This window comes from Acidiphilium multivorum AIU301 (assembly GCF_000202835.1).
GTDB classification, from domain to species: Bacteria; Pseudomonadota; Alphaproteobacteria; order Acetobacterales; family Acetobacteraceae; genus Acidiphilium; species Acidiphilium multivorum.
Window position 1 is genome coordinate 2,849,384 of record NC_015186.1, and the last position, 22,933, is coordinate 2,872,316.

General features: G+C 63.2%; 22 protein-coding genes. 4 read left to right on the forward strand and 18 right to left on the reverse strand.

What is annotated here, in order from left to right:
- Window positions 1-17 precede the first annotated feature (17 nt).
- Window positions 18-458, forward strand: coding sequence for a bleomycin resistance protein (locus ACMV_RS12845; RefSeq protein ID WP_013640682.1), 441 nt, complete (start codon window positions 18-20; stop codon window positions 456-458).
- 489 nt (window positions 459-947) lie between these two features.
- Here the strand turns inward: ACMV_RS12845 and ACMV_RS19965 are convergent, their stop codons facing one another.
- Together ACMV_RS19965 and ACMV_RS12850 are read right to left on the reverse strand one after the other, a co-directional pair.
- Window positions 948-1,454, reverse strand: a complete 507-nt coding sequence (locus tag ACMV_RS19965) for an FRG domain-containing protein (RefSeq protein ID WP_231844409.1) — start codon at window positions 1,452-1,454, stop codon at window positions 948-950.
- Window positions 1,455-1,707: 253 nt separating this feature from the next.
- The gene (locus ACMV_RS12850; RefSeq protein WP_013640685.1) at window positions 1,708-3,330 is read right to left on the reverse strand and encodes an ABC-F family ATP-binding cassette domain-containing protein; all 1,623 of its coding nucleotides are present in this window, start codon (window positions 3,328-3,330) and stop codon (window positions 1,708-1,710) included.
- Window positions 3,331-3,782: 452 nt separating this feature from the next.
- Here ACMV_RS12850 and ACMV_RS22110 point away from each other — a divergent pair, with 452 nt between their 5' ends.
- Window positions 3,783-4,325, forward strand: a complete 543-nt coding sequence (locus ACMV_RS22110; protein WP_013640687.1) for a recombinase family protein — start codon at window positions 3,783-3,785, stop codon at window positions 4,323-4,325.
- Window positions 4,238-5,491, forward strand: coding sequence for a recombinase family protein (locus tag ACMV_RS12855; protein ID WP_331429020.1), 1,254 nt, complete (start codon window positions 4,238-4,240; stop codon window positions 5,489-5,491). Before ACMV_RS22110 ends, ACMV_RS12855 begins: the two co-directional genes overlap by 88 nt.
- A gap of 74 nt (window positions 5,492-5,565) precedes the next feature.
- Here ACMV_RS12855 and ACMV_RS12860 read toward each other — a convergent pair whose 3' ends face one another.
- The 15 genes from ACMV_RS12860 to ACMV_RS12930 form a co-directional block, all read right to left on the reverse strand.
- Entirely contained in the window at window positions 5,566-5,874 is a 309-nt protein-coding gene (locus ACMV_RS12860; protein ID WP_013640689.1) for a DUF2274 domain-containing protein, read from the reverse strand.
- 24 nt (window positions 5,875-5,898) lie between these two features.
- Window positions 5,899-7,176 (reverse strand): TrbI/VirB10 family protein, encoded by a 1,278-nt coding sequence (locus ACMV_RS12865; protein WP_013640690.1) that lies wholly within the window; start codon window positions 7,174-7,176, stop codon window positions 5,899-5,901.
- Window positions 7,173-8,156 (reverse strand): P-type conjugative transfer protein TrbG, encoded by a 984-nt coding sequence (gene trbG / locus ACMV_RS12870; protein ID WP_013640691.1) that lies wholly within the window; start codon window positions 8,154-8,156, stop codon window positions 7,173-7,175. Before trbG ends, ACMV_RS12865 begins: the two co-directional genes overlap by 4 nt.
- Entirely contained in the window at window positions 8,153-8,863 is a 711-nt protein-coding gene (trbF, locus tag ACMV_RS12875) for a conjugal transfer protein TrbF (protein ID WP_013640692.1), read from the reverse strand. Before trbF ends, trbG begins: the two co-directional genes overlap by 4 nt.
- Window positions 8,860-10,209 (reverse strand): P-type conjugative transfer protein TrbL, encoded by a 1,350-nt coding sequence (gene trbL, locus ACMV_RS12880; protein ID WP_013640693.1) that lies wholly within the window; start codon window positions 10,207-10,209, stop codon window positions 8,860-8,862. The genes trbF and trbL overlap by 4 nt, the downstream gene beginning before the upstream one ends.
- Complete coding sequence (trbK-alt, locus tag ACMV_RS12885; protein ID WP_013640694.1) at window positions 10,202-10,540, reverse strand: putative entry exclusion protein TrbK-alt; 339 nt, start codon at window positions 10,538-10,540, stop codon at window positions 10,202-10,204. Before trbK-alt ends, trbL begins: the two co-directional genes overlap by 8 nt.
- Window positions 10,537-11,319, reverse strand: coding sequence for a P-type conjugative transfer protein TrbJ (trbJ, locus tag ACMV_RS12890; protein WP_013640695.1), 783 nt, complete (start codon window positions 11,317-11,319; stop codon window positions 10,537-10,539). Before trbJ ends, trbK-alt begins: the two co-directional genes overlap by 4 nt.
- Window positions 11,316-14,036 (reverse strand): conjugal transfer protein TrbE, encoded by a 2,721-nt coding sequence (trbE, locus tag ACMV_RS12895; protein ID WP_013640696.1) that lies wholly within the window; start codon window positions 14,034-14,036, stop codon window positions 11,316-11,318. Before trbE ends, trbJ begins: the two co-directional genes overlap by 4 nt.
- Window positions 14,037-14,054: 18 nt before the next feature.
- Window positions 14,055-14,327 (reverse strand): VirB3 family type IV secretion system protein, encoded by a 273-nt coding sequence (locus ACMV_RS12900; protein WP_013640697.1) that lies wholly within the window; start codon window positions 14,325-14,327, stop codon window positions 14,055-14,057.
- Complete coding sequence (locus tag ACMV_RS12905; protein ID WP_081479254.1) at window positions 14,324-14,728, reverse strand: TrbC/VirB2 family protein; 405 nt, start codon at window positions 14,726-14,728, stop codon at window positions 14,324-14,326. The genes ACMV_RS12900 and ACMV_RS12905 overlap by 4 nt, the downstream gene beginning before the upstream one ends.
- Window positions 14,725-15,732, reverse strand: coding sequence for a P-type conjugative transfer ATPase TrbB (gene trbB / locus ACMV_RS12910; protein WP_041665084.1), 1,008 nt, complete (start codon window positions 15,730-15,732; stop codon window positions 14,725-14,727). The genes ACMV_RS12905 and trbB overlap by 4 nt, the downstream gene beginning before the upstream one ends.
- Window positions 15,719-16,321, reverse strand: coding sequence for a hypothetical protein (locus ACMV_RS12915; protein ID WP_013640700.1), 603 nt, complete (start codon window positions 16,319-16,321; stop codon window positions 15,719-15,721). The genes trbB and ACMV_RS12915 overlap by 14 nt, the downstream gene beginning before the upstream one ends.
- Window positions 16,322-16,324: 3 nt before the next feature.
- Window positions 16,325-18,340, reverse strand: a complete 2,016-nt coding sequence (locus ACMV_RS12920) for a conjugal transfer protein TraG (protein ID WP_013640701.1) — start codon at window positions 18,338-18,340, stop codon at window positions 16,325-16,327.
- 191 nt (window positions 18,341-18,531) lie between these two features.
- The gene (locus tag ACMV_RS12925) at window positions 18,532-19,959 is read right to left on the reverse strand and encodes an ATP-binding protein (protein WP_231844410.1); all 1,428 of its coding nucleotides are present in this window, start codon (window positions 19,957-19,959) and stop codon (window positions 18,532-18,534) included.
- Window positions 19,959-20,684: a response regulator gene (locus ACMV_RS12930; RefSeq protein WP_013640703.1), complete on the reverse strand. Its 726-nt coding sequence runs from the start codon at window positions 20,682-20,684 to the stop codon at window positions 19,959-19,961. Before ACMV_RS12930 ends, ACMV_RS12925 begins: the two co-directional genes overlap by 1 nt.
- A gap of 683 nt (window positions 20,685-21,367) precedes the next feature.
- Between ACMV_RS12930 and ACMV_RS21230 the strand changes: the two genes are divergently transcribed.
- Window positions 21,368-21,508 carry a hypothetical protein gene (locus ACMV_RS21230; protein WP_172637315.1) on the forward strand — a complete coding sequence of 47 codons (141 nt, stop codon included), beginning with the start codon at window positions 21,368-21,370 and terminating at the stop codon, window positions 21,506-21,508.
- 160 nt (window positions 21,509-21,668) lie between these two features.
- Here the strand turns inward: ACMV_RS21230 and ACMV_RS12940 are convergent, their stop codons facing one another.
- Window positions 21,669-22,928 carry an MFS transporter gene (locus ACMV_RS12940; protein WP_013640705.1) on the reverse strand — a complete coding sequence of 420 codons (1,260 nt, stop codon included), beginning with the start codon at window positions 22,926-22,928 and terminating at the stop codon, window positions 21,669-21,671.
- Window positions 22,929-22,933 lie beyond the last annotated feature (5 nt).

Consider the following 22,933-nt stretch of genomic DNA (forward strand, 5'->3'; position numbering starts at 1 on the left):
TTAAAGGGCTTATTGGAATGGCAAACTCGGCGAGGCTGGTTCCGGAACTGGTGGTTTCGGACTTGGAGGTGAGCCTGCGTTTTTGGTGCAATCTGATCGGCTTCTCCGTAGCATTCGACCGGCCGGAAACCGGCTTCGCATACCTGGACCTTGACGGTGCTCAGGTAATGCTTGAGCAGCGCAACACGGCAGACGACCAATGGGTGACGGGGCCGCTCGAAGCACCACTTGGTCGTGGCATCAATTTCCAGATCAAGACACCGACCCTCCGGCCGATCCTAGACCGACTGGCAAAAGCGGGATGTTCGCTATTCAAGGAGCCTGAGGAGGCGTGGTATCGAGCCAACACGGTTGAATTCGGCCAGCGACAGTTTCTGGTCATGGACCCGGATGGCTACCTGCTTCGTCTGATCGAAAACATTGGCCAACGTGCTTTCAATGATACCACCAAAATTTAGTATCTGCTTGTCGATGCGCCTGAATGACCTGCAAGTGTCAAAGCCCGGTCGTTTCCGGCTGGTGCGTAATTCACAAGTTATGCGACAATCGGTGACCTAGCTGGGGGAAAGCGGAACGGCTGCTTTAAACAAAGGCTTCTGAGATACCGGACAAACCAACCACTCCCGAGTTTGGCAGATGATAGATGGGTAGGGGCCATTTCCGCGAAATGCTAGCGTATATCTTAATAATATCTTACGGGAACACAGCCCCTGCTGTCTTGGCCGCACCCGCAGAGTCAGGATATAGCGATACATCCCAGATGCCATGTTCCAGGCGCAGCCGATCTCGGATTGTCGCTTTGAGTGTTTTTGGAATTAGGTATCGAGCGTGCGATTCAGGTTTGTTTAATAGTTGTTCTATTCGTTCAGCGTGATCTCGGTCGAATACCGATGTAAGAGAATAAAGACCGTCTTGGGCATTTTGTCGGCCAAAACCTGTCGGATAAGTCATACACACAAAAAATCTAGACCATTGCCCGGGCAAAATGCCGCCTTCTCAAATTCGTATTTCCATTCAGCCGTGTTTGACCACTGCGATACACCCTTCTTCATGTATTCGCTTTCATCGAATCCCCAAATCTCGCCATCTTCGTCATCATCACAGCAAACCGCAAAATATGCAGCCACAAAGGGTGAGCGCGACCAGTCAAGCAGACGAGTCCGCGCACCATGATGGCGCAGTATAGCGAGTGCGATAAGATCATCTGTAAGAGCGAGTATTTCCCCTGGGTGTGAGAAGAACCTGGCTGAAGCACGAAAGATGTCTATGCTCCTACACTCAAGGTTGATCTTCTCAGGACGGAATTTCCCGTTCATCGCATCACGGTCAATCGATGGTATCAGACAATTGTAACATTTTGACTGGCCTCGCGAATACCACTTATCCCCGCGCCACCTTATCAGAAGCTCGAATACTTCACCCTCTGTTGCCAATGTATGAGTTTTCCAGGCCATCTATGCACGATGCACTCGAAATCTGGAGCTTCGCAAGCCGCGATTAGGTGGAGTTGAATGTCTGATTTCGGGATCACGCGATCTGAAGTCTGGCGGCTGCCATGGTCGTTTTCACCGGGGCCAGGGTTGTCGCACAACTTAGGATTTATGCGACAAAGCATATTGTCGCGGTGGATCAGTTGAGATGGCGGCCTTGTCGGTACGCCATACCAAACCTGCCCGCCTGCTCCCGGCCCAACCCCCCGGGCCTTGCTCACCCGTGCAGACCGGGTGCCTCCTGGCCCGTGCGGGCCACGTATTCGGTATATCCGCCGTCATAGTCATGGATGCCTTCCCGGGTGAGCTCCAATACCCGGTTCGAGAGCCTGGCGAGGAAGTGGCGATCATGCGAGACGAACAACATGGTGCCCTCGTAGTTCGAGAGCGCGGTGATAAGCATCTCTTTCGTCGCGAGGTCGAGATGGTTGGTCGGCTCGTCAAGGACCAGGAAATTTGGCGGATCGTAGAGCATCAGGGCCATGACGAGCCGCGCCTTCTCCCCACCCGAGAGCTGGCGGCAGCGCTTTTCCACCTCGTCACCTGAGAACCCGAACGCCCCGGCGAGCGTACGCAGGCTACCCTGGCCCGCATGCGGGAAGGCAGCGTCGAGTGTTGCGAAGATTGTGGCGTCGCCGTCCAGCTGGTCCATGGCGTGCTGGGCGAAGTAACCCATCTTCACGCTGCCCCCCAGCGTCACCGTGCCGGTATCGGGTGAAGTGTTGCCGGTTACCAGCTTCAGCAGCGTGGATTTGCCCGCACCATTCACGCCGAGCACGCAGCAGCGCTCCTTGCGGCGGATCAGCAATTCGAGCCCGTCATAGATCACCTTGCTGCCATAGCGCTTGGAGACGCCACGTAGTTTGGCTACGTCATCACCCGAGCGCGGGGCTGGGCGGAACTCGAAGGCGATGGCCTGGCGCCGCTTGGGTGGCTCCACGCGGTCGATCTTGTCCAGTTTCTTCACTCGGCTCTGCACTTGCGCGGCGTGCGAGGCACGGGCCTTGAAACGCTCGATGAACGCGATCTCCTTGGCGAGCGTCGCCTGCTGGCGCTCGAACTGCGCCTGCTGGTGCCTCTCATTCAGGGCGCTCTGGCGGGCGTAGAACTCATAGTCGCCGGAGAAGCTGGTGAGATTGCCACCGTCGATCTCGATGACCTTGTTGATGATGCGGTTCATGAATTCGCGGTCGTGCGATGTCATCATCAGCGCGCCGTCGTAACCGGCGAGGAATTGCTCAAGCCAGATGAGGCTCTCCAGGTCCAGATGGTTGCTCGGCTCGTCCAGCAGCATCACGTCCGGGCGCATGAGCAGAATTCGCGCGAGTGCCACGCGCATCTTCCAGCCGCCAGAGAGCAGGCCCACGTCGCCGTCCATCATCTCCTGGCTGAAGCCGAGGCCGTCGAGCACCTCGCGCGCCTTGCCCTCCAGCGCGTAGCCGCCCAGCTCCTCGAAGCGCGCCCGGACCTCGCCATAGCGTTCCAGGATGGCGTCCAACTGGTCAGCCTTGTCGGGATCGGCCAGAGCGGCTTCCAGCTTTGCCAGCTCCTCGCCCACCTCGCTCACTGGCCCGGCACCTACGATCACCTCGGCCACGGCGCTGCGGTCCGCCATCTCGCCGACATCCTGGCTGAACAAGCCAATGCTGATGCCGCGATCGATGAGGATGTTGCCCTCGTCGGGAGGCTCCTGACCGCTGATCATGCGAAACAGCGTGGACTTCCCGGCACCATTGGGGCCAACAAGGCCAATCTTCTCACCCCGCTGCAAGGCAGCCGACGCCTCGACAAAAATCAGGCGGGTGCCGTTCTGCTTGCTGATATTATCCAGACGAATCATGGGTCCTCGGTAGCCGGAATTGTCGGGGGTTCTTAAAGCAACTCCCCGGAGCCGTGAACCGCAGGGGCATTGCCGAAGTGAACCCGGAGTTCGGGTTCATCCCGCCTGCCTCCGACGGCCCGGGGTCTTCCCTCTGTCATCAGCGCTGGCTCAATAGCGGAAGGGCAGTCTCCGGCGAATTCTCCGGAATCCGCATCCGGCCCATCCCGGACTGTGCCGACATGCTGTTCAAGCTCTTGCAAGGGCCGGTATCCGCTGTTCCGCCAGCCGCCGGGAGCGTTCGCTTGCGATTGTGGCCCGCCGGTTCCGCGTGGGATGGCTATATTTTGGATTTCACGGCGACGTTGGCGTGGTAGGTTTCGCTATTCCACAATGAGCTCTGGAGTCGTGTGATGGCTGTGCGAGTAGCCTTGTATGCGAGGTATTCGACTGACTTGCAGAGTGATGCATCGGTGGAGGACCAGCTGCGGATCTGCCGGACGCGGGCTGAGCGCGAGGGCTGGACGGTGGTGGAGAGCTACTCGGACCGAGCGATCTCGGGTGCGTCGATGCTCCGTCCCGGCATTCAGGCACTGATGGAGGACGCCGGCCGGCGCCGGTTCGACGTGGTGCTGGCCGAGGCAATGGACCGGCTTTCCCGCGACCAGGAGGATATAGCGGCCCTGTTCAAGCGCCTGCGCTTTGCCGGTGTTTCGATCGTGACGATCGCCGAGGGCGAGATCAACGAGATGCATATCGGCCTCAAGGGCACGATGAACGCGCTGGCCCTGAAGGATCTGGCCCAGAAGACGCATCGCGGGCTACTCGGCCGGGTCGAAGCGGGCTTGTCCGCCGGGGACGTGCCTATGGCTATGACGTGGTCCGCCGCACCGACCGCAAGGGCGAGACGATCCGCGGCGAACGGGCGATCAACGAGGCCGAAGCGGCGGTCATCCGCCGGATTTTCACGATGGCGGCAGAGGGCGCGAGCCCGATTGCCATTGCCAAGACTCTGAACGGCGCAAAAATCCCGGGACCCAACGGGCGTGCCTGGCAGGACACGACGATCCGGGGACATGCCGAGCGCGGCACCGGCATCCTGCGCAACGAACTCTATACCGGCGTCCAGGTCTGGAACCGGATGCACTACATAAAGGATCCGGCCACCGGCAAACGCGTCTCACGGATGAACCCAACAACGGAATGGGTGCGCGAGGAGGTTCCGCATCTGCGGATCATCGACCAGGACCTTTGGGATTGTGTGCAGGAGCGCCTGGCCGCGGTGCGTATCGCCTCGGGCGCGGACAAGATCGACCGCGCGGTCTTTCATGAGCGGCGCCGGGCGAAGCACGTACTCACGGGCAAGGTGTTCTGCGGCGGCTGCGGTGGCAGCTTCGGCGCCGTTGGCCAGGATTATCTCTCCTGCACCGCCGCGCGGAAGCAGGGCACATGCGACAACCGGCGCGGCATCCGGCGGAGCGAGCTCGAGATCCTGATCCTCGACGCACTGCGCCACCAGCTGATGCAGCCCGAGCACGTCGCCGAGTTCGTGACGGAATACACAGCCGAATACAACCGGCTCAATTCCGAACGCTCAGCCGCCCTCGCGTCGCATAAGCGCGAACTGGAGAGTGTCACCCGCAAACTGGACGGCCTGATCGATGCGATAGCAGAGGGGATGCGTGCACCGGGGCTGCAACAGAAGCTCGACACGCTGGAGGCGCGGAAGGTGGAACTGACCCGGCTGATCGAGACCGCCGGGATTTCGCTCCCGTTACTGCATCCGAACCTGGCGGAGACCTATCGCGAGCGGGTGACCGACCTTCACGCCGCCCTCACCCGCGAGGATGGCGGCACCGCGGCGCTGGAAGCGGTTCGCGCGCTGATCGAGCGCGTCGACGTGTCACCGCCTGACGGCGACGATCCCCGCTCTCTGCCGAAGATTGTGCTGACGGGTGCGATTGCGGCGATGGTCGGGCTGGCGTTGGAGCCTGGCTCCAGAACGTCAAAAGCCGCGCTGTGTGGCGCGGGTGTATCTGGTTTGTTCGCGAGTTCGGTAATGGTGGTTGCGGGGAACCGCAGCCATCATGACTTGCGCGGACTTCAGGGACTCGCGCGGGAGATCAAACTGGTCGCCGGCGAAGAATTTCAGCAGGACTTGCTTTTCCGGGCGGCAGCTTGATCCGTGGATGTTGAAGTGCCGACGCAAACCGAGGATGCAATCTCGGTTTGATTGCAAGTTTTTTCGCATTGACCCTAAATTGTAGGATGATTTTTCGTACTCGTATCGCCGGGTGTCTCGCCACGCTTCGAGCCGGACTGATTGACCGTCTCTGACAAGCCCACCGCTTTCTTCTTCCGGCTCCGGAAACCCCTATCGGTCGTGATGAACCGCTCGACGATCAAGGGCACGAGTTTCTCGACCAGTGGGGCATCCGCCAAACTGTCCTGGGCGGCGATCGCGGCGGCATAGTCGCGCAGCAGATTATCCTGCGCGGCGGTGAAGGTAATGGTCCGTTTTACCGGCCGGTCGTCTGGCAGCGCACCGATACGAAGTTTTGCCATTCTTTGCTCCCTCCCCCTTCGCTCTCACGACGCTGCGTAGGGCCGGAGTACGATATCGCGGTTGACCATCACGTCGAACGGAAACCCCGGCCGGACGGTCAAAGTCGGCTGCACGCCGAGGTCATGCGAGACGATCTGCTGGCCGGCCTGGTTGGTCGCCTGATCGCCGCTCTGGCCGAGCGAGATGATCAGATTGCCGGTACCGTGGCCGCCAACCACGTTGTTGGTCGCGAGCGCGCTGGAGACGCCGAGGAGCGATGACAGCGCGACGCCGCGCAGCAGCTTCCAGAAATGATAATCCACGCCGTCTCTGAGCCCCGCATAACCTTGCGGGTCGGCTGCGGGCAGATTGTCGAGCACGATCGAACTGCCATCCGGCATGATCAGCCGCGTCCAGATCAGCAGGACGCGCGATTGGCCGTAGGCGACGACGCTGTCATATTTGCCGATCAGCTTGGCGCCCTGCGGAACCAGGAGATAGTGACCGGTGACGCTGTCGTAGACGTCCTGCGTCACCTGGGCGATCACCGGGCCGGGCAGATCAGAATTCAGACCAGTGATCAGCGCGGCCGGAATGACGCTCCCGGCCATCAGCTCGTAGGGACTGATGGGTTTTTGCAGGCGGTCCGGCGAATAGACCGAGCGATCAACCGGGCTGTTCAGGAAGGCTTGTTTTTCTCCCTGCCCAGAATGGGTTTGTCTCGCGGCCAGTGTTGCACGCCGAGGATAGAATTGATCCGCTGGTCCACCGGGGGATGGATTTGCCGGTGCGCTGTTCGATACTGCTCCAGTCGAAGCGTCCTCACCGCCGGGGTTCGCGGTCATGGTGAAGAACACGCCGGCAAGGGCAGCCTGGTCATGGAGCCGGGCGGCTGCCTGTTCTGATGGATTGGTCGGCGCCGGCGCAAGATCGGGCGGCGCGGCCTGCCCGACCATCGGCGATCCGAGATCGCCTTGCAGCGGCGGTCCGAGCTGGGGAGTTTTTGGTGACGTGGGAGGCGGTTTCGGCCCGGTCAGGCCGGCATACCCTTTCGGCAAGCCATTCATTGCCTGGGCCGAGGGCCGGACATCGGTGTTGTAGAGCTGCTTGCCCGTGGTGATCTGAAGACTATGCAGCGCAAACGCCCACCATACGGCCCCGCCGATGCAAAGCGCGAGGCCGCCGGCCGCGATGACCAGTGTGCGGCGCGACAGCCGGGTCACGGCGCGCGGCGGCGCACGGATCGCAAACGACGCTGGATCGGCTTTTGGCGGCGGTGCCGAGGGGGGCACGGGCGCCTGGTTGTTCTCCGGGCCCGTCATCCGCTGCTGCCATCGGTGCGAGTGATCCGCACGATCTGCTGCGGCCCGGCGCCGAGGCGGAGCTCTGCTCCGGCGAACAGCCGATCGACGATCATCGTATTACCGCGCACCCGATAGTTGACGATCTCTGCCTTGCCGCCGGATGCGCCGAGGATGAACAGCGGCGGCATGTCGCCCTGGGCGATGCCGGGCGGGAACTGGATGTAGACCTTTGATCCGTCATCGAACACCTGCACGGGCCGCCACGGCGAGTGATCGCCGCTGATCCGGTACCGGAAATGTAAATCGGCAAGATCGACGTCACTCGCCGCGACGGTGCTGGCGTAATCGGTGGCGGCGGTGTTCTGCGCCTTGAGTGCCAGCAGATCATCCTGCGGGTAATTCCAGGACACCGCCGCCATGTAGGTCTGCTTCGTGGGATGGATCTCGAGGTGGTAGGCGCGCCGATTGGTCATGATGACGATGTTGTTCATCGGCAGATCGGCCGAGATCGGCTTGACTAGAACATGGACCTGCGTGGTCGGCCCGGACCCGCTGGTGGTATTGCCGATCTTCCATTGCACGGTATCGCCGGCGGCGATCGAGATCAGGCGCTCGCCGGGCTGCAGCGCGATATCGGTGACGTGCAGCGGTGAGGCGTAGATTTCATAGAGCGCGCCGGTCGACCAGGGGAACACCTGCATGGCGTTGATGTAGCCGTCGCGCGTCGGGTCGATCCGAGCGGCTTCATTGGCTGCAGCCACGCGCGCGACCGGGTTCGCTGGCTGCGCTGGTTGCCGATACGCCGTGGCCGGGGGGAGTTTCTTCAACTGACCCGGCAAGGGCAGCGGTTCCGGCAGCTTCACCACCCGAACGGGCGGCGGGGGCGGTGCAATCAGATGGGCCGGTTGCGGATCGTCATAGGCGATTTTTGGCACTTGCTGCGCGCAGGCGGAGAGCGCCAAGGCGCCGGCGACCGGGAGCAGGAGCAAAAATCTCATGGAGTGGATCCTTCGGTCTGGACGGTGTTGACCTCGCGGGCCCAGCTGATCGCGTCGATGTAGATGCCGAGCGGGTTTTGGCGCAGTGCGGCTTCGGTATGCGGGGTCTGGATCACCACGGTGAGGATGGCGGCCCAATGTTGGGCCGGCAAAGCGCTGCCATCCTGGTAGGGATGTTCCACCCAGGCGACGCGGAAGGAACTCGGACTTGCGCGGACGACGCTGGTGACATCGACGGTAATGGCGCGCTTGCCGATCCGTCCGAACGGATCGGCCTTGCGGGCATAGGCATCGAGCATTGGTTTGGCGTGACTGGTGATCTGCGCGTAGGCATCGAGCCAGGCCTTGCGGACAACGACAGGATCGACCGAAAGGCCACGCACCCGCTCGATGAACTGTGCCAGAAAGTAAGCGATCTCGGTGTCGGTTGGCTGTACCTCGGTCTGCGCCGGCGCGACCGCCTGCACGGCACCCAGGTGGTTCACTTCGACGACGAAGGGCGTGACCATGGCGCGCGAATGGGCGCGAATATCGTCGGCGGTGACAACGGCCGCCAAGGCGAGGGAGCCGAAGGCCATCATCCGCCAGTTGGCGGCTTGAACCCGAGCCGAGCCGATTCGCTGATCCCAGAGCTGCCCGGCACGCTGATAGGCTGTGGCCGGGGTTTCGGTCTCGGACATCCGCGCGGAGAATCGCCGCCATCTCATGTCCGGTCTCCTCGCAGATTGGGCCGCATCCCGCCGCCACCGGCTTCGCCCTCGCGGATAATTTGCTCCGCCGTCCGATAGGCTTGACGCCGCCGCAGATTTTCGGCCCAGGCTGGCGCGCCGGATCGAGCGGGAGTCCCCGTGGTCCCTGGGGGCACCGATGCGGATTCTGCACCGCCGCCCGAATCACCACCACCCGAACCACCAGCACCGGAGCCGCTGCCGCCGGTCGCCGCCCAACCGGCGCGCTGGCCGGCGGCAAAGCGATCGCGCAATCCCGACGTAGCGTTCAGGGCGATGCCGCGTAATCCGCTGCCAGCCGCACCGGCGGCACCACGGGCGACACCGCCGAGGCCGGCCGAGACGGAGCCGCCACCAGCGACGCTGCCCGCGGCGTAGGCACCGCTGGCACCGCCCGCGAGCGAGGTTCCGGCACCGACGCCGGAGGCCGCAGCGCGGGCCGCCGCGATCCCGCCCGTCCCGGCCAATGTGACAACACCGGCAGCGGCCCCGCCCGCTGCAGCAGTACTGCCAAGGCCAAGCTGCGGCGCGCCGGAGGTGATACCGGCCGCGAGGCGGTTCGCCGAGAAGGCGAGACCGGCGATGGTCATGGATGCCAGCAGGATGGTGAGCGCGTCCTGCAGCGACAGTACCGCCGACGGGTTGCTCGGCAGGATCTGACTGAACAACTGGGTGCCGATGCCGGTCACCACGGCAAACACCAGAACACGGACCCCAGAGGTGACGATCTGGCCGAGCACCGGCTCGGCGATGAAGGCGGTGCCGCGCCAGAGGGCGAAAGGAACGAGGATGAAGCCTTTGAGGGTCGTGAGCTTGAATTCGATAATGGCCAGGAACAGCAGGATCGCCAGCACGAAGAAGCCGAGCAGCGTGACGATCCAGGACAGACCCATGACCAGGATCTCGCCGAGGTTCCAGAAGATGTTCGGAAACCCGGCGAGGCGCTGGATTTGCGAGAGCAGGACATCGGCGCCTTGCACCCCGGCTTGGGCGAGCAGGCCGGGATGGAGGAATTGGGCATAGGTAAGGGACGATCCGGTTGCCTTCAGACCGAGCCCGGCAAAGCTGTTGAAGACGATCTCTGCCAGAAGCTGCCAGTTGTTCAGGATGAATGCAAAAAAGCCGACATACAGGACTTTCTTAGCGAAGGCTTGGATGACGTTGTCCTCGCCGAGAGCCCAGGCAAGCCCAGCCAGTGTCGCATCGATACCGATCAGAACAACGACCAGGAAGCCGACATCGGGCGAGATGAGCCCAAACCCAGAATTGATGTACTGACTGAAAACATTCAGAAAGTGGTCGATGATGGACGGATTACTACCCATGCGGCGCTCCAGCCGCTAGTGGTGAAATTGCATGTTCATGTTCAGATGGAACGAACTTGTTTGGGGTATTTTTGAAGAGATTGACCGGCTTCTGCGTATAGGTCGGGGTATGACCGAAGAACCGCTTGTTCTCGGCCTGCCACGCGGTGTGGCAGCGCGCATCGGTATTGGCCGCCATGCCGAGCTGCTTGCAGCGATCGAGTTCGGCGGTAAGCATTTTGGGGTTGGCGACGAGTTGATCGATCGTCGGGGCGTTCGCCCATGCCGGCGCAGACAGACTGGGCAGACCGACAACAACAAATGAAATAGCGACAAGGGTTTTGACGTTCATGGTGCTGATCCTCCGAACAGATTGACCGGAGCAAAAGTATAGCCGACGCCGTTGCCGTAGAAGCGTTGCCATTCGGCTTGCGCGGCCGATCGGACCTCGGCATTTTGCATGGCATTCGCGGCCTGGGCACGGGCATCCGCGGCGATCAGGTCCTGGGTCGCGGAAAGCTGGCGCGATTGCAGGGCGAGCAGCTGATTGCTGGACTGGATCGCCTGCAGCGCACCCACCGCGCCCTGGCTCGCGGTGACCAAGGATGAAAGATCGGCCTGATCGGCGGGGATCGCGGCGACGATCTGGCTTTGTACGTCCATCGTCTGTTGGAAGGTGTTGATCGAGGCCTGCCAGCGCGCATTGGCATCGGCCAGCAGGCTGGCCTGGGTGACATTGCCCTGGAATCCTGCCGATTGGTAGTTCGGATAGAGGGTGCGGAACTGTTGCTGCACCTGCTGGACGCTATAGGCAAGGCTTTGTGCCTGCCCCATCAGCTGGTTGATCTGCCCCATCGAGGATTGCAACTGGGACAGAACCGAGAACGGCAATGCGGTCAAATTACGCGCCTGATTCTCCAGCATGGAGATGCCTTGCTGGAGCTGGGCGATCTGGTTGTTGACCTCGTCCAGCGTCCGCGCGGCTGTCAGCACGTTCTGGGTCAGGTTCGAAAAATCGATTACCGGGATGGCGGCTTGCGTCGCGATCGGGACGGCGATCGCTAACACGGCGATCAACCCCATGCTGACGATCTTCTTCTGTCGGTGCCTAGACCGGGCGGGGCGATTCATGATGGGACCTCCATCGGGGGAGTGGTGCGCATGTTGGATTCGTGTTGCGCTTCGACATCATCGTCGAAAGGGAGATGCGGGTGCTGCAGGGGAGGCTCGACGCCGGCATCAAGCTGCAATCGATAACGAGTTTTTGCGCCGTCATTCGAATGATCCGAAGCCACGGCGTGTGAGGGTGGTAGAAGCTCCGCCGCCCAAGCGAGACCGCGCTCACGCAGCCAAGCCCTCGGAAAATCATCAGGTCCGTGGGTGGCCATTACCCGGTCGATCGCGGCGAGGTCTTCCGCCCGGCTGGCACCGCAGAACGCCAGCGCGATGTCGCCGAGGCCGAGTTCGAATAGCCGGCAACCGGCGGCCGACTGGAACCAGTATTCGCGTTTGGGGACCGCGCGCGCGATGGTCTCGATCTGCCGGTCATTGAGGCCGAGACGCGCATAGGCGTCCCGGCTCTCCGGTTCGATCGCGCGTGCATTTGGCAGGAAAATGCGCGACAGGCAGCTTTCGATCACCGCAGGGGCGACTGGCGAGCGGGTGACATCGGCGAGGCTCTGGGTCGAAAACAGCACCGAGGCATTCTTGCGCCGGAGCGTCTTGAGCCATTCACGCAGTTTTGGCGCAAAGACCGGATCATCCAGGGCGAACCACGCCTCGTCGACCGCGATCAGGGTCGGCCGGCCGTCGAGCCCGGCTTCAATCCGGTGAAATAGATAGGTCAGCACGGCGCGCGCCGCGTGTTTCGAGCCGAGCAGATCCTCGGTCTCGAAGGCGAGTACGTCGGTGGTGCCGATGCTCTCCTGCTCGGCATCGAGCAGCCGGCCGAACGGTCCGGCGATCGTATAGGGCTCCAGCGCCGCCTTGAGCCGGTTGGCCTGCAACAACGCGGCAAAACCCGATAGTGTGCGCTCCGGCCATGGCGCCGTCGCCAGCGAACCGAGCGCTGACCAGATGGCACCGCGAACCTCGGGCGTGAGTTCGATGCTCTCCTGGACGAACAGGGTGGCGATCCAGTCCGCTGCCCAGGCCCGCTCGGCGGCATCATCGATCCGCGCCAGCGGCTGGAAGGCGACGGCGTGATCATGCTGGTGCGAGACATCACCGCCAAGCGCGAGATCGTGGAATGCCCCGCCCATGCCAAGCACGGTCGCCTTGGAGGATCGTCCCTTGTCGAAGATCACCACGCGCGCGCCGGGATAGTGGCGGAACTGCAGCGCGATCAGCGCCAGAAGTACGCTCTTGCCGGCGCCGGTGGGGCCGACGATCAGCGTGTGCCCCACGTCCCCCTGGTGCAACACCAAGCGGAACGGCGTCGATCCGGCGGTATGGGCGATCAGCAGCGGCGGACCGTCGAGATGCGTGTTGCGCTCCGGTCCCGCCCAGACCGCCGAGAGCGGCAGCAGGTGGACGAGGTTGAGCGAGGAGACCAGCGGCTGGCGGATATTGGCGTAGCACTGGCCGGGCAGGCTGCCGAGCCAGGCTTCCACCGCGTTCAGGGTTTCTTCGACGGCGACGAAACCCTGCGCGCGCATCGCGCGACCGACCTGGCGGATCTTTTCGGCGACCGCTGCTTCGTCGGTATCCCAGACCGTCACCGTCGCGGTGAAATAGCCGAAGCTGACGGCATCGGAGCCGAGTTCCTGGAGCGCAATATCGGCGTCGAGCGACTGGTTCTCCGCGTCGGTATCGACGAGCCGTGTCTCCTGCTGCCAGATCACCTCGCGCAGCAGGGCGGCGATGCCTTTGCGCTTGGCCCACCAATGCCGGCGCTTGCGGCCAAGTTCCTTTTGCGCCTCGGGTTTTTCCAGAGGCAACCAGCGCGCGACCCAGCGGTATTCGATCGGCACGCGGTTGAGTTCGTCCAGCAATCCCGGCCAGGTCCGGTCTGGCAAGCCACGAAGCGTGATGGTGCGCAGATGGCAGCGCCCGAGCATCGGCGCGACGCCGGGCGTCAGATCGCAGTCGGGCAAAAGCCCATCGAGATAGAATGGCACCTCCGGCACGGCGACCGGATGATACCCATTGGTCGAGATCGTGGCATGGAGATAGGTCAATGTCTCGGCGTCATCGAGCCACGCGCAATCCGGCATGAGGGAGGCGAGCAGGTCGAGCACCCGGTCGGTCTCGGCGATGAAGCCGTCCAGAATGCCGCGCCAGTCGATATTGTTTGAATCGCCCTGCCATCTCCCGCCGCTTCGTGCGGCGGGTTGGCATTGGTGTTGGTGTTGGTGCTGGTTTTCATGTTGGCCGCGCATCTGCCCCTGGCGGCGGGGTTGGCGCTGATCCGGTTGATGGCCCCGCTCGTAGAGCAGGCGATTGGTTTGCTCGGCGCGTTCCGGTGGCGCGAGATAGCAGAACGTCAGATAATACCGGCTCTCGAAATGCGCCCCCTCCTCCTCGAAGCCGTGCCGGCGTTCCTCGTCGACCAGCCACGACACCGGATCGGGGAATGGGCTCGCCGGATAGCCCGGAGCGGCGGATCGTGCGGCCTCGACAAAGATCGCCCAGCCTTCACCGAGCCGCTTGAGCGCGTTATTTACCCGCGCGGTCACCGCGATCAATTCGGCTGCGGTGCTGGAATCGAGATCAGGACCGCGGAATTGCGCGGTACGCTGGAAGGCACCGTCCTTGTTCAGCACGAAGCCCGGACCGACCAGCCCCGCCCAAGGCAGAAAGTCGGCGAGTTCCCTGCGTCTGGTTTGATATTCCCGAAGGTCGAGCATCTCCCGTTCCGCTCCTGGTCAGGTGTCGAGATGATGCCGCGCGGCGCGCAGATGCCGCGCGAAGACCGGCCCGAATTGCGGGTCCTGGCGGGTCAGGAACAACGCTGCGGTATGGCCGATCAGATAGATCGCGATCCCCGCCAGCCAGAGCTGCAGTCCGAGTCCGATCGCCGCCGCCAGCGTGCCGATCGCGATCGCCATGCCGCGCGGGATGCCCGCGAGCAGGATCGGCTCGGTCAGGCTGCGATGCAGCGGCACCGACCAGCCGGGGATGTCTGCCGGGTTGCTCATCCGACCAACGCCCCGCCGGAGAAATTGAAGAAGGTCAGGAAGAAACTCGCAGCGGCGAAGGCGATCGACAGGCCGAAGACGATCTGGATCAGACGGCGCATGCCACCGGAGCTTTCGCCAAAGGCGAGACCAAGGCCGGTGCCGATAATGATCAGCACGGCGATGATTTTTGCCACCGGCCCCTCGATCGAATTCAGGATTTGTTGGAGCGGCTGCTCCCACGGCATATTTGATCCAGCCGCCAGGGCGGAGGCCGGCCACAACATCGCGCCGGCCAGAATGGCGATCAGGTTCGGCTGCCAAGGATGGACCGGGGTCGTCAAATGCTTGGAAGGTCCGGGCGTTTGGGGCGCCTTGAGTGCATCGGACGTTTTAAGTTTCTGGAGCGATTTGAGTGTCATGGATGGCTCCCGGGCTGGAGGAGAAAAACATTGGAATCTGGGGCCGACCCGATCTCGGCGAGAGCGTAGTCGCCGGCGGTCAGCGTCTTGGCGACCTGCCAGAGTCCAGCGAGGCGGCGGTGCCGGCCGCGGCCGTGCAGAACGGCGATCAGGTCGATGGTCTCGGCGATCAGCGGGCGCGGCACGTTGACCACCGTCTCCTGGATCAGCTGCTCCAGCCGGCGCAGCGCGCCGAGGGCAGAGCCCGCATGGATCGTACCGATCCCGCCGGGATGGCCGGTGCCCCAGGCCTTCAGCAGGTCGAGCGCCTCTGCTCCGCGGACTTCGCCGATCGGAATCCGATCGGGCCGCAGGCGCAGGCTGGAGCGGACCAGATCGGCGAGCGAACAGACGCCATCCTTGGTGCGGAGTGCAACAAGGTTCGGTGCTTCGACCTGGAGTTCACGGGTATCCTCGATCACCACGACGCGATCGCCGGTGTCGGTGACCTCCTTGAGCAGCGCATTGGCGAGCGTGGTCTTGCCGGTCGAGGTGCCCCCGGCGACCAGAATGTTCCAGCGTTCGGTGATGGCGGTGCGCAGCAGGGCTGCCTGACCCGGCAGCATGATCCCGGCCGCGGCGTAATCGTCCAGCGAGAACACCGCGATGGCGGGTTTGCGGATGGCGAACGTCGGGCCTGCCACGACCGGTGGCAGCAGACCCTCGAAGCGTTCGCCGGTCTCGGGCAGCTCAGCCGAGATGCGCGGGTTACGGGCATGGGCCTCGAGCCCGACATGATGGGCAACCAGGCGGATGATCCGTTCGCCATTGGCGGGCTGCATGATCAGGCCGGTATTGGCGAGGCCTGTGCCGAGCCGGTCCACCCAGAGCTTACCGTCCGGATTGAGCATCACCTCGACGATCTCCGGGTCTGCCAGCAGCGCCGCGATTGCCGGACCCAATGCTGTGCGCAGCATGCGCACCGAGCGGGTCAGCAGGACCCCTGCCCCGTCAGAGATCGACATGGCTACCCTCCGTCCCGGCCAAATCCTCACCGGCGCGTGCAAAGTCGGTCCCTGCGGCATTTGGAGCTGCGCTCCCTGCCCAGTTTGTCGTCATGCTGGTCGAAGGATCTGCCTGATCCGGATCGGGCATGTCGTATCGATCCGGATCTCTGGCGGTTGGAACAGCGTCAGCACTGTCGTATCGCTCTGGCCAGATCTCTCGGCTGATCTCGCGGACCAGGGAGTCACCGCGCTGCAGCCGTCTGCCAAGTGTCTCGATGAAACTCTGGTAGCGGCTGGCGCCGCGCGCCTTGGCGGCCTCCTGATGGTCGGGCGGGATCGGCGGCGAGGCCGATAGCCAGAACCGCACGAACTGGGCCTGCACCTCGATGGCGATGGCCAGATCGCGCTCGATCCGCTCCATCTGCCGCGACAGGCGATCGAGCCGACGGATGAAGGCGGCTTCGCGGCGATCCAGCGCGTCGGGCGAGAGGAACGCCATCACCGCCGCCTCGACCAATTGCGACCGATGGATGCCCTGGCGCAGCGCAAAGGTGGTGAGCTGGTCGGCTAGTTTGGGTTCGAAGTAGCAATTCAGTCGGCTCTTCATGATCTACATCCCCAGTCCCATGCCGTCGTCATGATCCATCGCGACGGCGCGCACGGCTTGGCGCTGCATCGCCGCGATTGTCCGCTGGCGCTGCGGCTCGTCGTCCGGATCATCTTCCGGGAAATCGAATTCATGAGCCGGCTCGCGCACCGGCACGATGGCCTCGTGCTCCGGGAGTTCCGGCTCCTGACGAATGCCGCCATTGGCCGGATCGGCAGGTGCTTCGTCTGCCTTGCTGAATTCGAAGCCGCGGGTTCCGATCGCGGCTATTCCGGTCCAGTCATCGCCGCGCGATGGCGGGCGATCACCATAGCCGTGTTCCGACAGCACTGGCGCAGGCAGCATCCGGTCCCGGAACGCTGGTTCCTCATAGTATCGCAGCTTCTTGGCCCGGATCGGCGGCAGGCCGGCGATCATGATGATCTCGTCGGTCGGCGGCAGCTGCATCACCTCGCCAGGCGTCAGCAGCGGTCGCGCCGTCTCCTGGCGACTGACCATCAGATGCGACAGCCATGGTGCCAGCCGATGGCCGGCGTAATTCTTCATGGCGCGGAGTTCGGTCGCGGTGCCGAGCGCGTCGGACACACGCTTGGCGGTCCGTTCGTCGTTGGTCGCGAAGCAGACCCGGACATGGCAATTATCCAGGATCGCGTCGTGCTCGCCATAGGCTTTCTGGATCTGGTTAAGCGACTGCGCGATCAGAAAGGCGCGAATGCCATAGCCAGCCATGAAGGCGAGCGTGGACTCGAAGAAGTCCAGCCTTCCCAATGCCGGGAATTCATCGAGCATCAAGAGCAACCGCGATGAATTTGCCCTGGCGGCGCGCCGCATGGGGTCGTCCAGCGTCTCGGTAAGACGCCGGCCGATCTGGTTGAGCACCAGGCGGATCAACGGCTTGGTGCGCGAGATATCCGAGGGTGGCACGACGAGATAGAGCGAGACCGGGCGTTCCACCGACGCCAGATCGGCGATTCGCCAATCGGAGTGGGAGGTGACCTTCGCCACCACCGGGTCGCGATAGAGACCGAGGAACGACATCGCCGTGCTGAGCACGCCGGAACGCTCGTTCTCCGATTTGTTCAGGAGTTCGCGTGCCGACTGCGCGATGACCGGATGCACGCCGCCCGCACCCAGATGCCGTGTGGTCATCATCGCGCGCAGCGTCCGCTCGATCGGCCGCGTCGGGTCGGAGAGGAAGGTGGCGACACCGGCCAGGGTCTTGTCCGGCTCGGCGTAGAGCACGTGCAGGATCGCGCCGACCAGCAGCGAGTGGCTGGTTTTCTCCCAATGGTTGCGCCGCTCCAGCGCGCCCTCGGGATCGACCAGCACATCGGCGATGTTCTGCACATCCCGCACCTCCGATTCGCCGCGGCGAACTTCGAGCAGCGGGTTGTAGGCGGCGGAGCGCGGGTTGGTCGGGTCGAACAACAGACAGTGGCTGAACTGGGCACGCCAGCCGGCGGTCAGGGTCCAGTTCTCGCCTTTGATGTCGTGGACGATCACGCTGCCGGTCCATGACAGCAATGTCGGCACGACTAGGCCGACGCCCTTGCCCGAACGGGTGGGGGCGAAGCACAGCACGTGCTCCGGCCCGTCGTGATGGAGCGTGTGCGCGCTCATCCGCCCGAGATGGACACCGGTGCCACGGAACAAGCCCGCTGTTTCGATATCGCGCTTATCCGCCCAGCGGGCGGAGCCGTAGGTGGTGACGTGGCGGGCGTGCCGCGCGCGGAGCACCGAAGCCGCAATCGCCAGCAGCGCCGCGCCAAGACCGCCAGCGGACGCGATCACCGCTCCCTTGGCAAAAACTCCGGGCGCATAGACATCAAAATGGTACCACCAGGCGAAGAACAGTTGCGGCTGGTAGAGCCTGGTAGATCCAAGGCGGAGCCAGGGCACCCCGAGCGCAGGCTGAAAGCCAAGCCGCCAGGCGGTCCACTCCGTCGCCACCCAACAGCCGAGCAGCACGATCGCCAGCGCTCCCAGCATCTGGCCCCAGAGAATTTTCGTTCCGCTCATCAACCCGCTCATGGATAAGAACGGGCATAGATAGAGAGCCAGAAAATCAGCCGCGCAACAGGAAAAACTCTTTGTCGTAAAAGATCGAAGAAATAGAAACGGACGGCGGCGTGCTTGATAACTACGTTATGTCACATGTTGGGGTCGCGCGAAGAATCCGCGGCCGGGGAGAATTCCCACACATCCCATGCTTATCGCGGCAGGGTTACTCGGACCGAGAGGCCGCCGCTGGAGCGGTTCGCGAGTTGGATCGTGCCACCATGCGCCTCGACAACGGCCAACGCGATGGCGAGACCGAGGCCACTGCCGCCGGTCTCTCGGCTGCGCGATTCCTCGATCCGGTAGAACGGCTCGAAGACCTTGGAAAGCTCGGCAGCGGGAATGCCCGGTCCATGATCATCGATCGTGACCGTCACCGTATGCCGATCGGACGCGATTGCCACATCCGCCGACCCACCATATTTGACGGCATTATCAAGCAGGTTAACAAACGCACGACGCAGCGCGACTGGCTGGCAGCTCATCGTGACCGGTGCGGCCGGTGCTATTGCCACGTTCAAACCGGCATCGGCCAGATCATCGACGATCGCAACCAGCAGTGCTGCCAGATCGATGCGCCGGAGCGGTTCGACTGCTGCGTCATCGCGGGCGAAAGCGAGTGTCGCTTCAATCATCTGGTTCATCGACGCGATGGCCGCCACCATGCGTTCGCGTTCCTCGACTTCCTGCACATCCTCAACGCGCAACTGCAGCAAGGTGAGCGGGGTGCGGAGATCGTGTGAGAGCGCCGCCAGCATGCGGGTGCGGCTTTCCACCAATTGCCGCAGACGGGCCTGCATCAAGTTGAACGCATGCGCCGCCTGGCGCGTCTCCGTACTGCCGATCTCGGCAAGTGGCGGTGCTGCAACATCGCGACCCAGCCGCTCGGCCGCCTCGGCCAGCGTCCTGAGTGGCGCGGTGACCCGCCGCACCGCCCATACGGAAGCCGGGACGACGATCATGCCCATCGCTACCAAAGCGATCAGGAATGGCCAGGAGAGCCCAAACCCGCTTGGGGGGAGCACAACGGCGAAAGTGACCCACGGTCCGCTGGGAAGCCTCACCGCCGCCCGCATGCGACGCCCAGCCATCATGCCCGGCATCCCTGAACGATCCATCATCGGCATGCCCCGCAACGATGGCTGGTGCATCATCGCCATCATGCCATGCGGCGCGGTCAGCGCCCGAAGCGACGCGGTTCCAACGGTGACGTGCAAGCTGTTCGTCAGGTTCGGCGGCAACTGGCGGGCCAGGAACGCGTGAATCGTCCGCGCCCCCGCGCCCGTTGCCCGAATCTTCGCCCAGGATGGGCGGTGGGTCGATAACGTGATCTGTAGCGTCTCGCCACTTGCCGCCCTGACGAGCCGGCCGCCCCAATCGGCCGGCACGTCATCGATCAGGCGCGCCAGATTAACGATCCGCTGGGTGGCCGCGAAGGCACCCATTTCGCGCACGACCGTCGCTTGGTTGAAGGCAAGGATCGAGATCCCGAGCAGGGCCGAGAACACCAGCCCGGCCAGCAGGATCAGTACGGTCTGGCCGAACAACGTGGCTGGAGCCAAACGGGGCATCCGCGACATCAATCGCCCCGCCGGAGCGGCTCGGCCGCGGGTGTGAACATGTAGCCGCTGCCCCAGATCGTCTTGATCAGTTGCGGCTCGGAGACGTCCCGCTCGATCTTGCGGCGCAACCGGCTGATTTGGGTATCGATGCTGCGATCGAGCGGGGCAGCATTGCGCCCACGCGCCAGATCGAGCAATTGTTCGCGGCTCAGGACACGCTGGGGCCGTTCGACCAACACCAGAAGCAGGTCGAACTCGCCGGAACTCAGGGGCACGCTTACACCGTCCTCGCCCAATAATTCCCGGCGTTCGACATCCAGCACCCAACGATCGAAGCGGTATCGCCCGGCTTGCCGCCCAGGCTCGCTGACAAACGGGGCGCGACGCAAGACCGCCCGGATCCGGGCGATCAGCTCACGGCTGCCAAACGGCTTCGGCAGATAGTCATCAGCGCCCATCTCTAAGCCGATGACCCGATCGACCTCTTCGCCCTTGGCCGTCAGCATGATGATCGGCACGCGGCTTTCCGTGCGCACCGAGCGACAGAGCGACAGCCCATCCTCGCCCGGCAGCATGAGGTCGAGCAGGATCAGGTCGATCCGGTTGTCGGCCAGCAGTTTGCGCATGGCGCGGCCGTCGGCCGCCAGACTGACCCGGAACCCTTCGCGTTGCAGCACCCGCTGCACCAGATCGCGAATTTCGCGATGGTCTTCGACGAGCAGGATATGTGGGGCTTCGTTCATGTTCGTGATCTAGCCGGGCACAGCAGAACATGCCTCAACAAATATGTGTCAGGTTGTGTCGGATGCCCGGCGTGGCAGGAATTGTCACAGCTTTGCCTCCCGCTGACAATCTTCGGTGACAAATGATCCGTATATTGCTTCTCGGCGGGCAAGGTTCTGCCGTTGCGGCAGACGGGGGATATCCGTTGGATCGCGACGAGCCCCTTTGCCTGCGCCAGGAAGAAGGAAAAATGCCATGAAGATTCTGTCCGCTATGCTGCTCTCGGTGGCTGTGGTCGCGACGGCGGTCCCGGCTCTGGCCGCAACCACGCCCCCGACACCGCCCGTGTCTGCATCCCAGTCCAACCGCGCCGGGACCATGCCGCGGTGGAATGGCATGTCGGGTGGCTGGATGATGGGAGGCAGGATGATGTCCTATCGGGGTGGCCAGAGCGGGATAATGGGTCCCATGATGGTCATGATGCGGATGATGACCACGGTGCGCGGAACCTCGAACCGGGCGGGTTCTATGCCGGGCTATTCGATGATGGGCAGACCGCCGGCCAGACCGGCCGGGACGCAGTCCCAGTCGCATTAACGACCCGAAATGGTGGTCAAACGCTGCGGAGAGTCCTCGACTGGCTTGACCACAGGTGGTCAGGCCAGTCCGAGGAGCCTGCAACGAACCATGGGAAAGTAAGACAATGATGGGCGCCGGCATGATGAATGGTTGGGGATGGGGCATGATGGGAGGTGCCAGCCTGGTTTGGCTCCTGATCGTGATCCTCGTCATTCTCGCAATCGTCGCGTTGGCTAAATACGTCTTTTCGGGACGACGCGACTGACCGCCGATGTCACTCTCTCGAATGCCGGTTGCACTGTGGTCCAAAGATACCAAGAGACCAAATCGCGAATCTCGTGATGGCCCCCACGATCAGGATATGCGGGACGTCGCTCATCTCCCTAATCGTTATGAATAAGCATGAAAATGCAGCCTTCTCTGCCTCACTGCAAGTCTTGCCGCGTCGTGCTTGCTTTCTCGACCGCGCCGGACGGAATCTCTGACCGGAAGAGCGCGACCGCCGCCAGGGCTGCGGCGGCCTCTACCGCGGCAAAAGCCCCAAGCGCAGGCCCGAAGCCGAGGCGGAGCACTTCGCCAAAAACGAGGCTTCCAAAACCGAAACCGGTAAACAAAAAGAACACGTTGAGGCCCATGGCCTGCCCCGGCCGCTTGCCGCCAAGCGACGTGACGATTCCGGCAAACAGCGGCTGTGTCATGTCGTAGCCGAGCGACAGGATCGTGACCGCGATCGCGGCGGCAAGTAGTGGCAGGCCGAGGATCAGTGCCGCCGTGGCGAGGGCACCAAGCCCAAGTCCGATCGGAAGGAGCCGGCCCCGGCCCAGCCGGTCCGCTGCTCGCCCGATCGCCGGACCGAACAGAAAGCCCGGAACGCCATAGCCCAGCAGCGCTAGGCCAATACCAATCGGGCCGAGGTTGTAGCGGCGCTCGAAGTAGACACCGAGCCAGGTGAACACGCCGGACTGGAACACGGAATTGAGCAAAACATAGCCGTAGGTGCGCCGTCCTCGTGGCGTACCGAGCAGATTCCGGTAGCCCCGGAACAGATCGCCCAAGGTCGCGGCCGCTTGGCACGGGCGTGCATCGATGAAACTGCGGTAGGGCAGCAGCAGAAGTAGGACGCCCGCGCCGACGATACCGACGAGGAGAAACAAGCCCCGCCAGCCGACATAAGGCTCCAGCACGGCACCGAAGGTCGAGCCGAACGCCATGCCGCCAGCCATGGCGCCGAACAGCCAGCCAAGCGGCCGACCTCTTTGCTCGTAGGGGAACATGCCACCGACCAGCACGAGTGCGAGCGGCACAACCCCACTCGCGCCGAGACCGGTCAGCACGCGCCATGCCGCCAGCGCCGCGACGGAATGCGCCGTCGCGGTCAGAACCGTGAGCACCGCGAAGGCGGCGAGCGAGGCGAAGATGAGAGAACGGATGCCGAGTCGGTCCGCGAGCAGACCGTAGGCCAACGTCGCGATCCCATAGGGAATCAGATAGGCGGGAACGATCAGACCGACGGCTTCTGGAGACACACCGAAGGCCGCGGAGAGCTGCGGGATGATCGGCGCCACCATGAACGCCTGAAAGAAGATGACGAAGGTTGCCAGCGCGAGCACCAGCAGGAGACGCTCGCGCTCGGTGCGGGCACCTGATTGGCCTTCTGCCGCCGCGCCCGCTAGCATCCCGTTCATACTAT

Coding starts and splice junctions, on each gene's coding strand:
- trbK-alt (WP_013640694.1), bottom strand. CDS start 10,540: ATGAACGTCAAAACCCTTGTCGCTATTTCATTTGTTGTTGTCGGTCTG.
- ACMV_RS19965 (WP_231844409.1), bottom strand. CDS start 1,454: ATGGCCTGGAAAACTCATACATTGGCAACAGAGGGTGAAGTATTCGAG.
- trbB (WP_041665084.1), bottom strand. CDS start 15,732: ATGTCGATCTCTGACGGGGCAGGGGTCCTGCTGACCCGCTCGGTGCGC.
- ACMV_RS12845 (WP_013640682.1), top strand. CDS start 18: ATGGCAAACTCGGCGAGGCTGGTTCCGGAACTGGTGGTTTCGGACTTG.
- trbJ (WP_013640695.1), bottom strand. CDS start 11,319: ATGAATCGCCCCGCCCGGTCTAGGCACCGACAGAAGAAGATCGTCAGC.
- ACMV_RS12925 (WP_231844410.1), bottom strand. CDS start 19,959: ATGTCGCGGATGCCCCGTTTGGCTCCAGCCACGTTGTTCGGCCAGACC.
- ACMV_RS21230 (WP_172637315.1), top strand. CDS start 21,368: ATGATGGGCGCCGGCATGATGAATGGTTGGGGATGGGGCATGATGGGA.
- trbG (WP_013640691.1), bottom strand. CDS start 8,156: ATGAGATTTTTGCTCCTGCTCCCGGTCGCCGGCGCCTTGGCGCTCTCC.
- trbE (WP_013640696.1), bottom strand. CDS start 14,036: ATGCTCGACCTTCGGGAATATCAAACCAGACGCAGGGAACTCGCCGAC.
- ACMV_RS12860 (WP_013640689.1), bottom strand. CDS start 5,874: ATGGCAAAACTTCGTATCGGTGCGCTGCCAGACGACCGGCCGGTAAAA.
- ACMV_RS12900 (WP_013640697.1), bottom strand. CDS start 14,327: ATGAGCAACCCGGCAGACATCCCCGGCTGGTCGGTGCCGCTGCATCGC.
- trbF (WP_013640692.1), bottom strand. CDS start 8,863: ATGAGATGGCGGCGATTCTCCGCGCGGATGTCCGAGACCGAAACCCCG.
- ACMV_RS12920 (WP_013640701.1), bottom strand. CDS start 18,340: ATGAGCGGAACGAAAATTCTCTGGGGCCAGATGCTGGGAGCGCTGGCG.
- ACMV_RS12930 (WP_013640703.1), bottom strand. CDS start 20,684: ATGAACGAAGCCCCACATATCCTGCTCGTCGAAGACCATCGCGAAATT.
- ACMV_RS12915 (WP_013640700.1), bottom strand. CDS start 16,321: ATGAAGAGCCGACTGAATTGCTACTTCGAACCCAAACTAGCCGACCAG.
- ACMV_RS12850 (WP_013640685.1), bottom strand. CDS start 3,330: ATGATTCGTCTGGATAATATCAGCAAGCAGAACGGCACCCGCCTGATT.
- ACMV_RS12940 (WP_013640705.1), bottom strand. CDS start 22,928: ATGAACGGGATGCTAGCGGGCGCGGCGGCAGAAGGCCAATCAGGTGCC.
- ACMV_RS12905 (WP_081479254.1), bottom strand. CDS start 14,728: ATGACACTCAAATCGCTCCAGAAACTTAAAACGTCCGATGCACTCAAG.
- ACMV_RS12865 (WP_013640690.1), bottom strand. CDS start 7,176: ATGACGGGCCCGGAGAACAACCAGGCGCCCGTGCCCCCCTCGGCACCG.
- trbL (WP_013640693.1), bottom strand. CDS start 10,209: ATGGGTAGTAATCCGTCCATCATCGACCACTTTCTGAATGTTTTCAGT.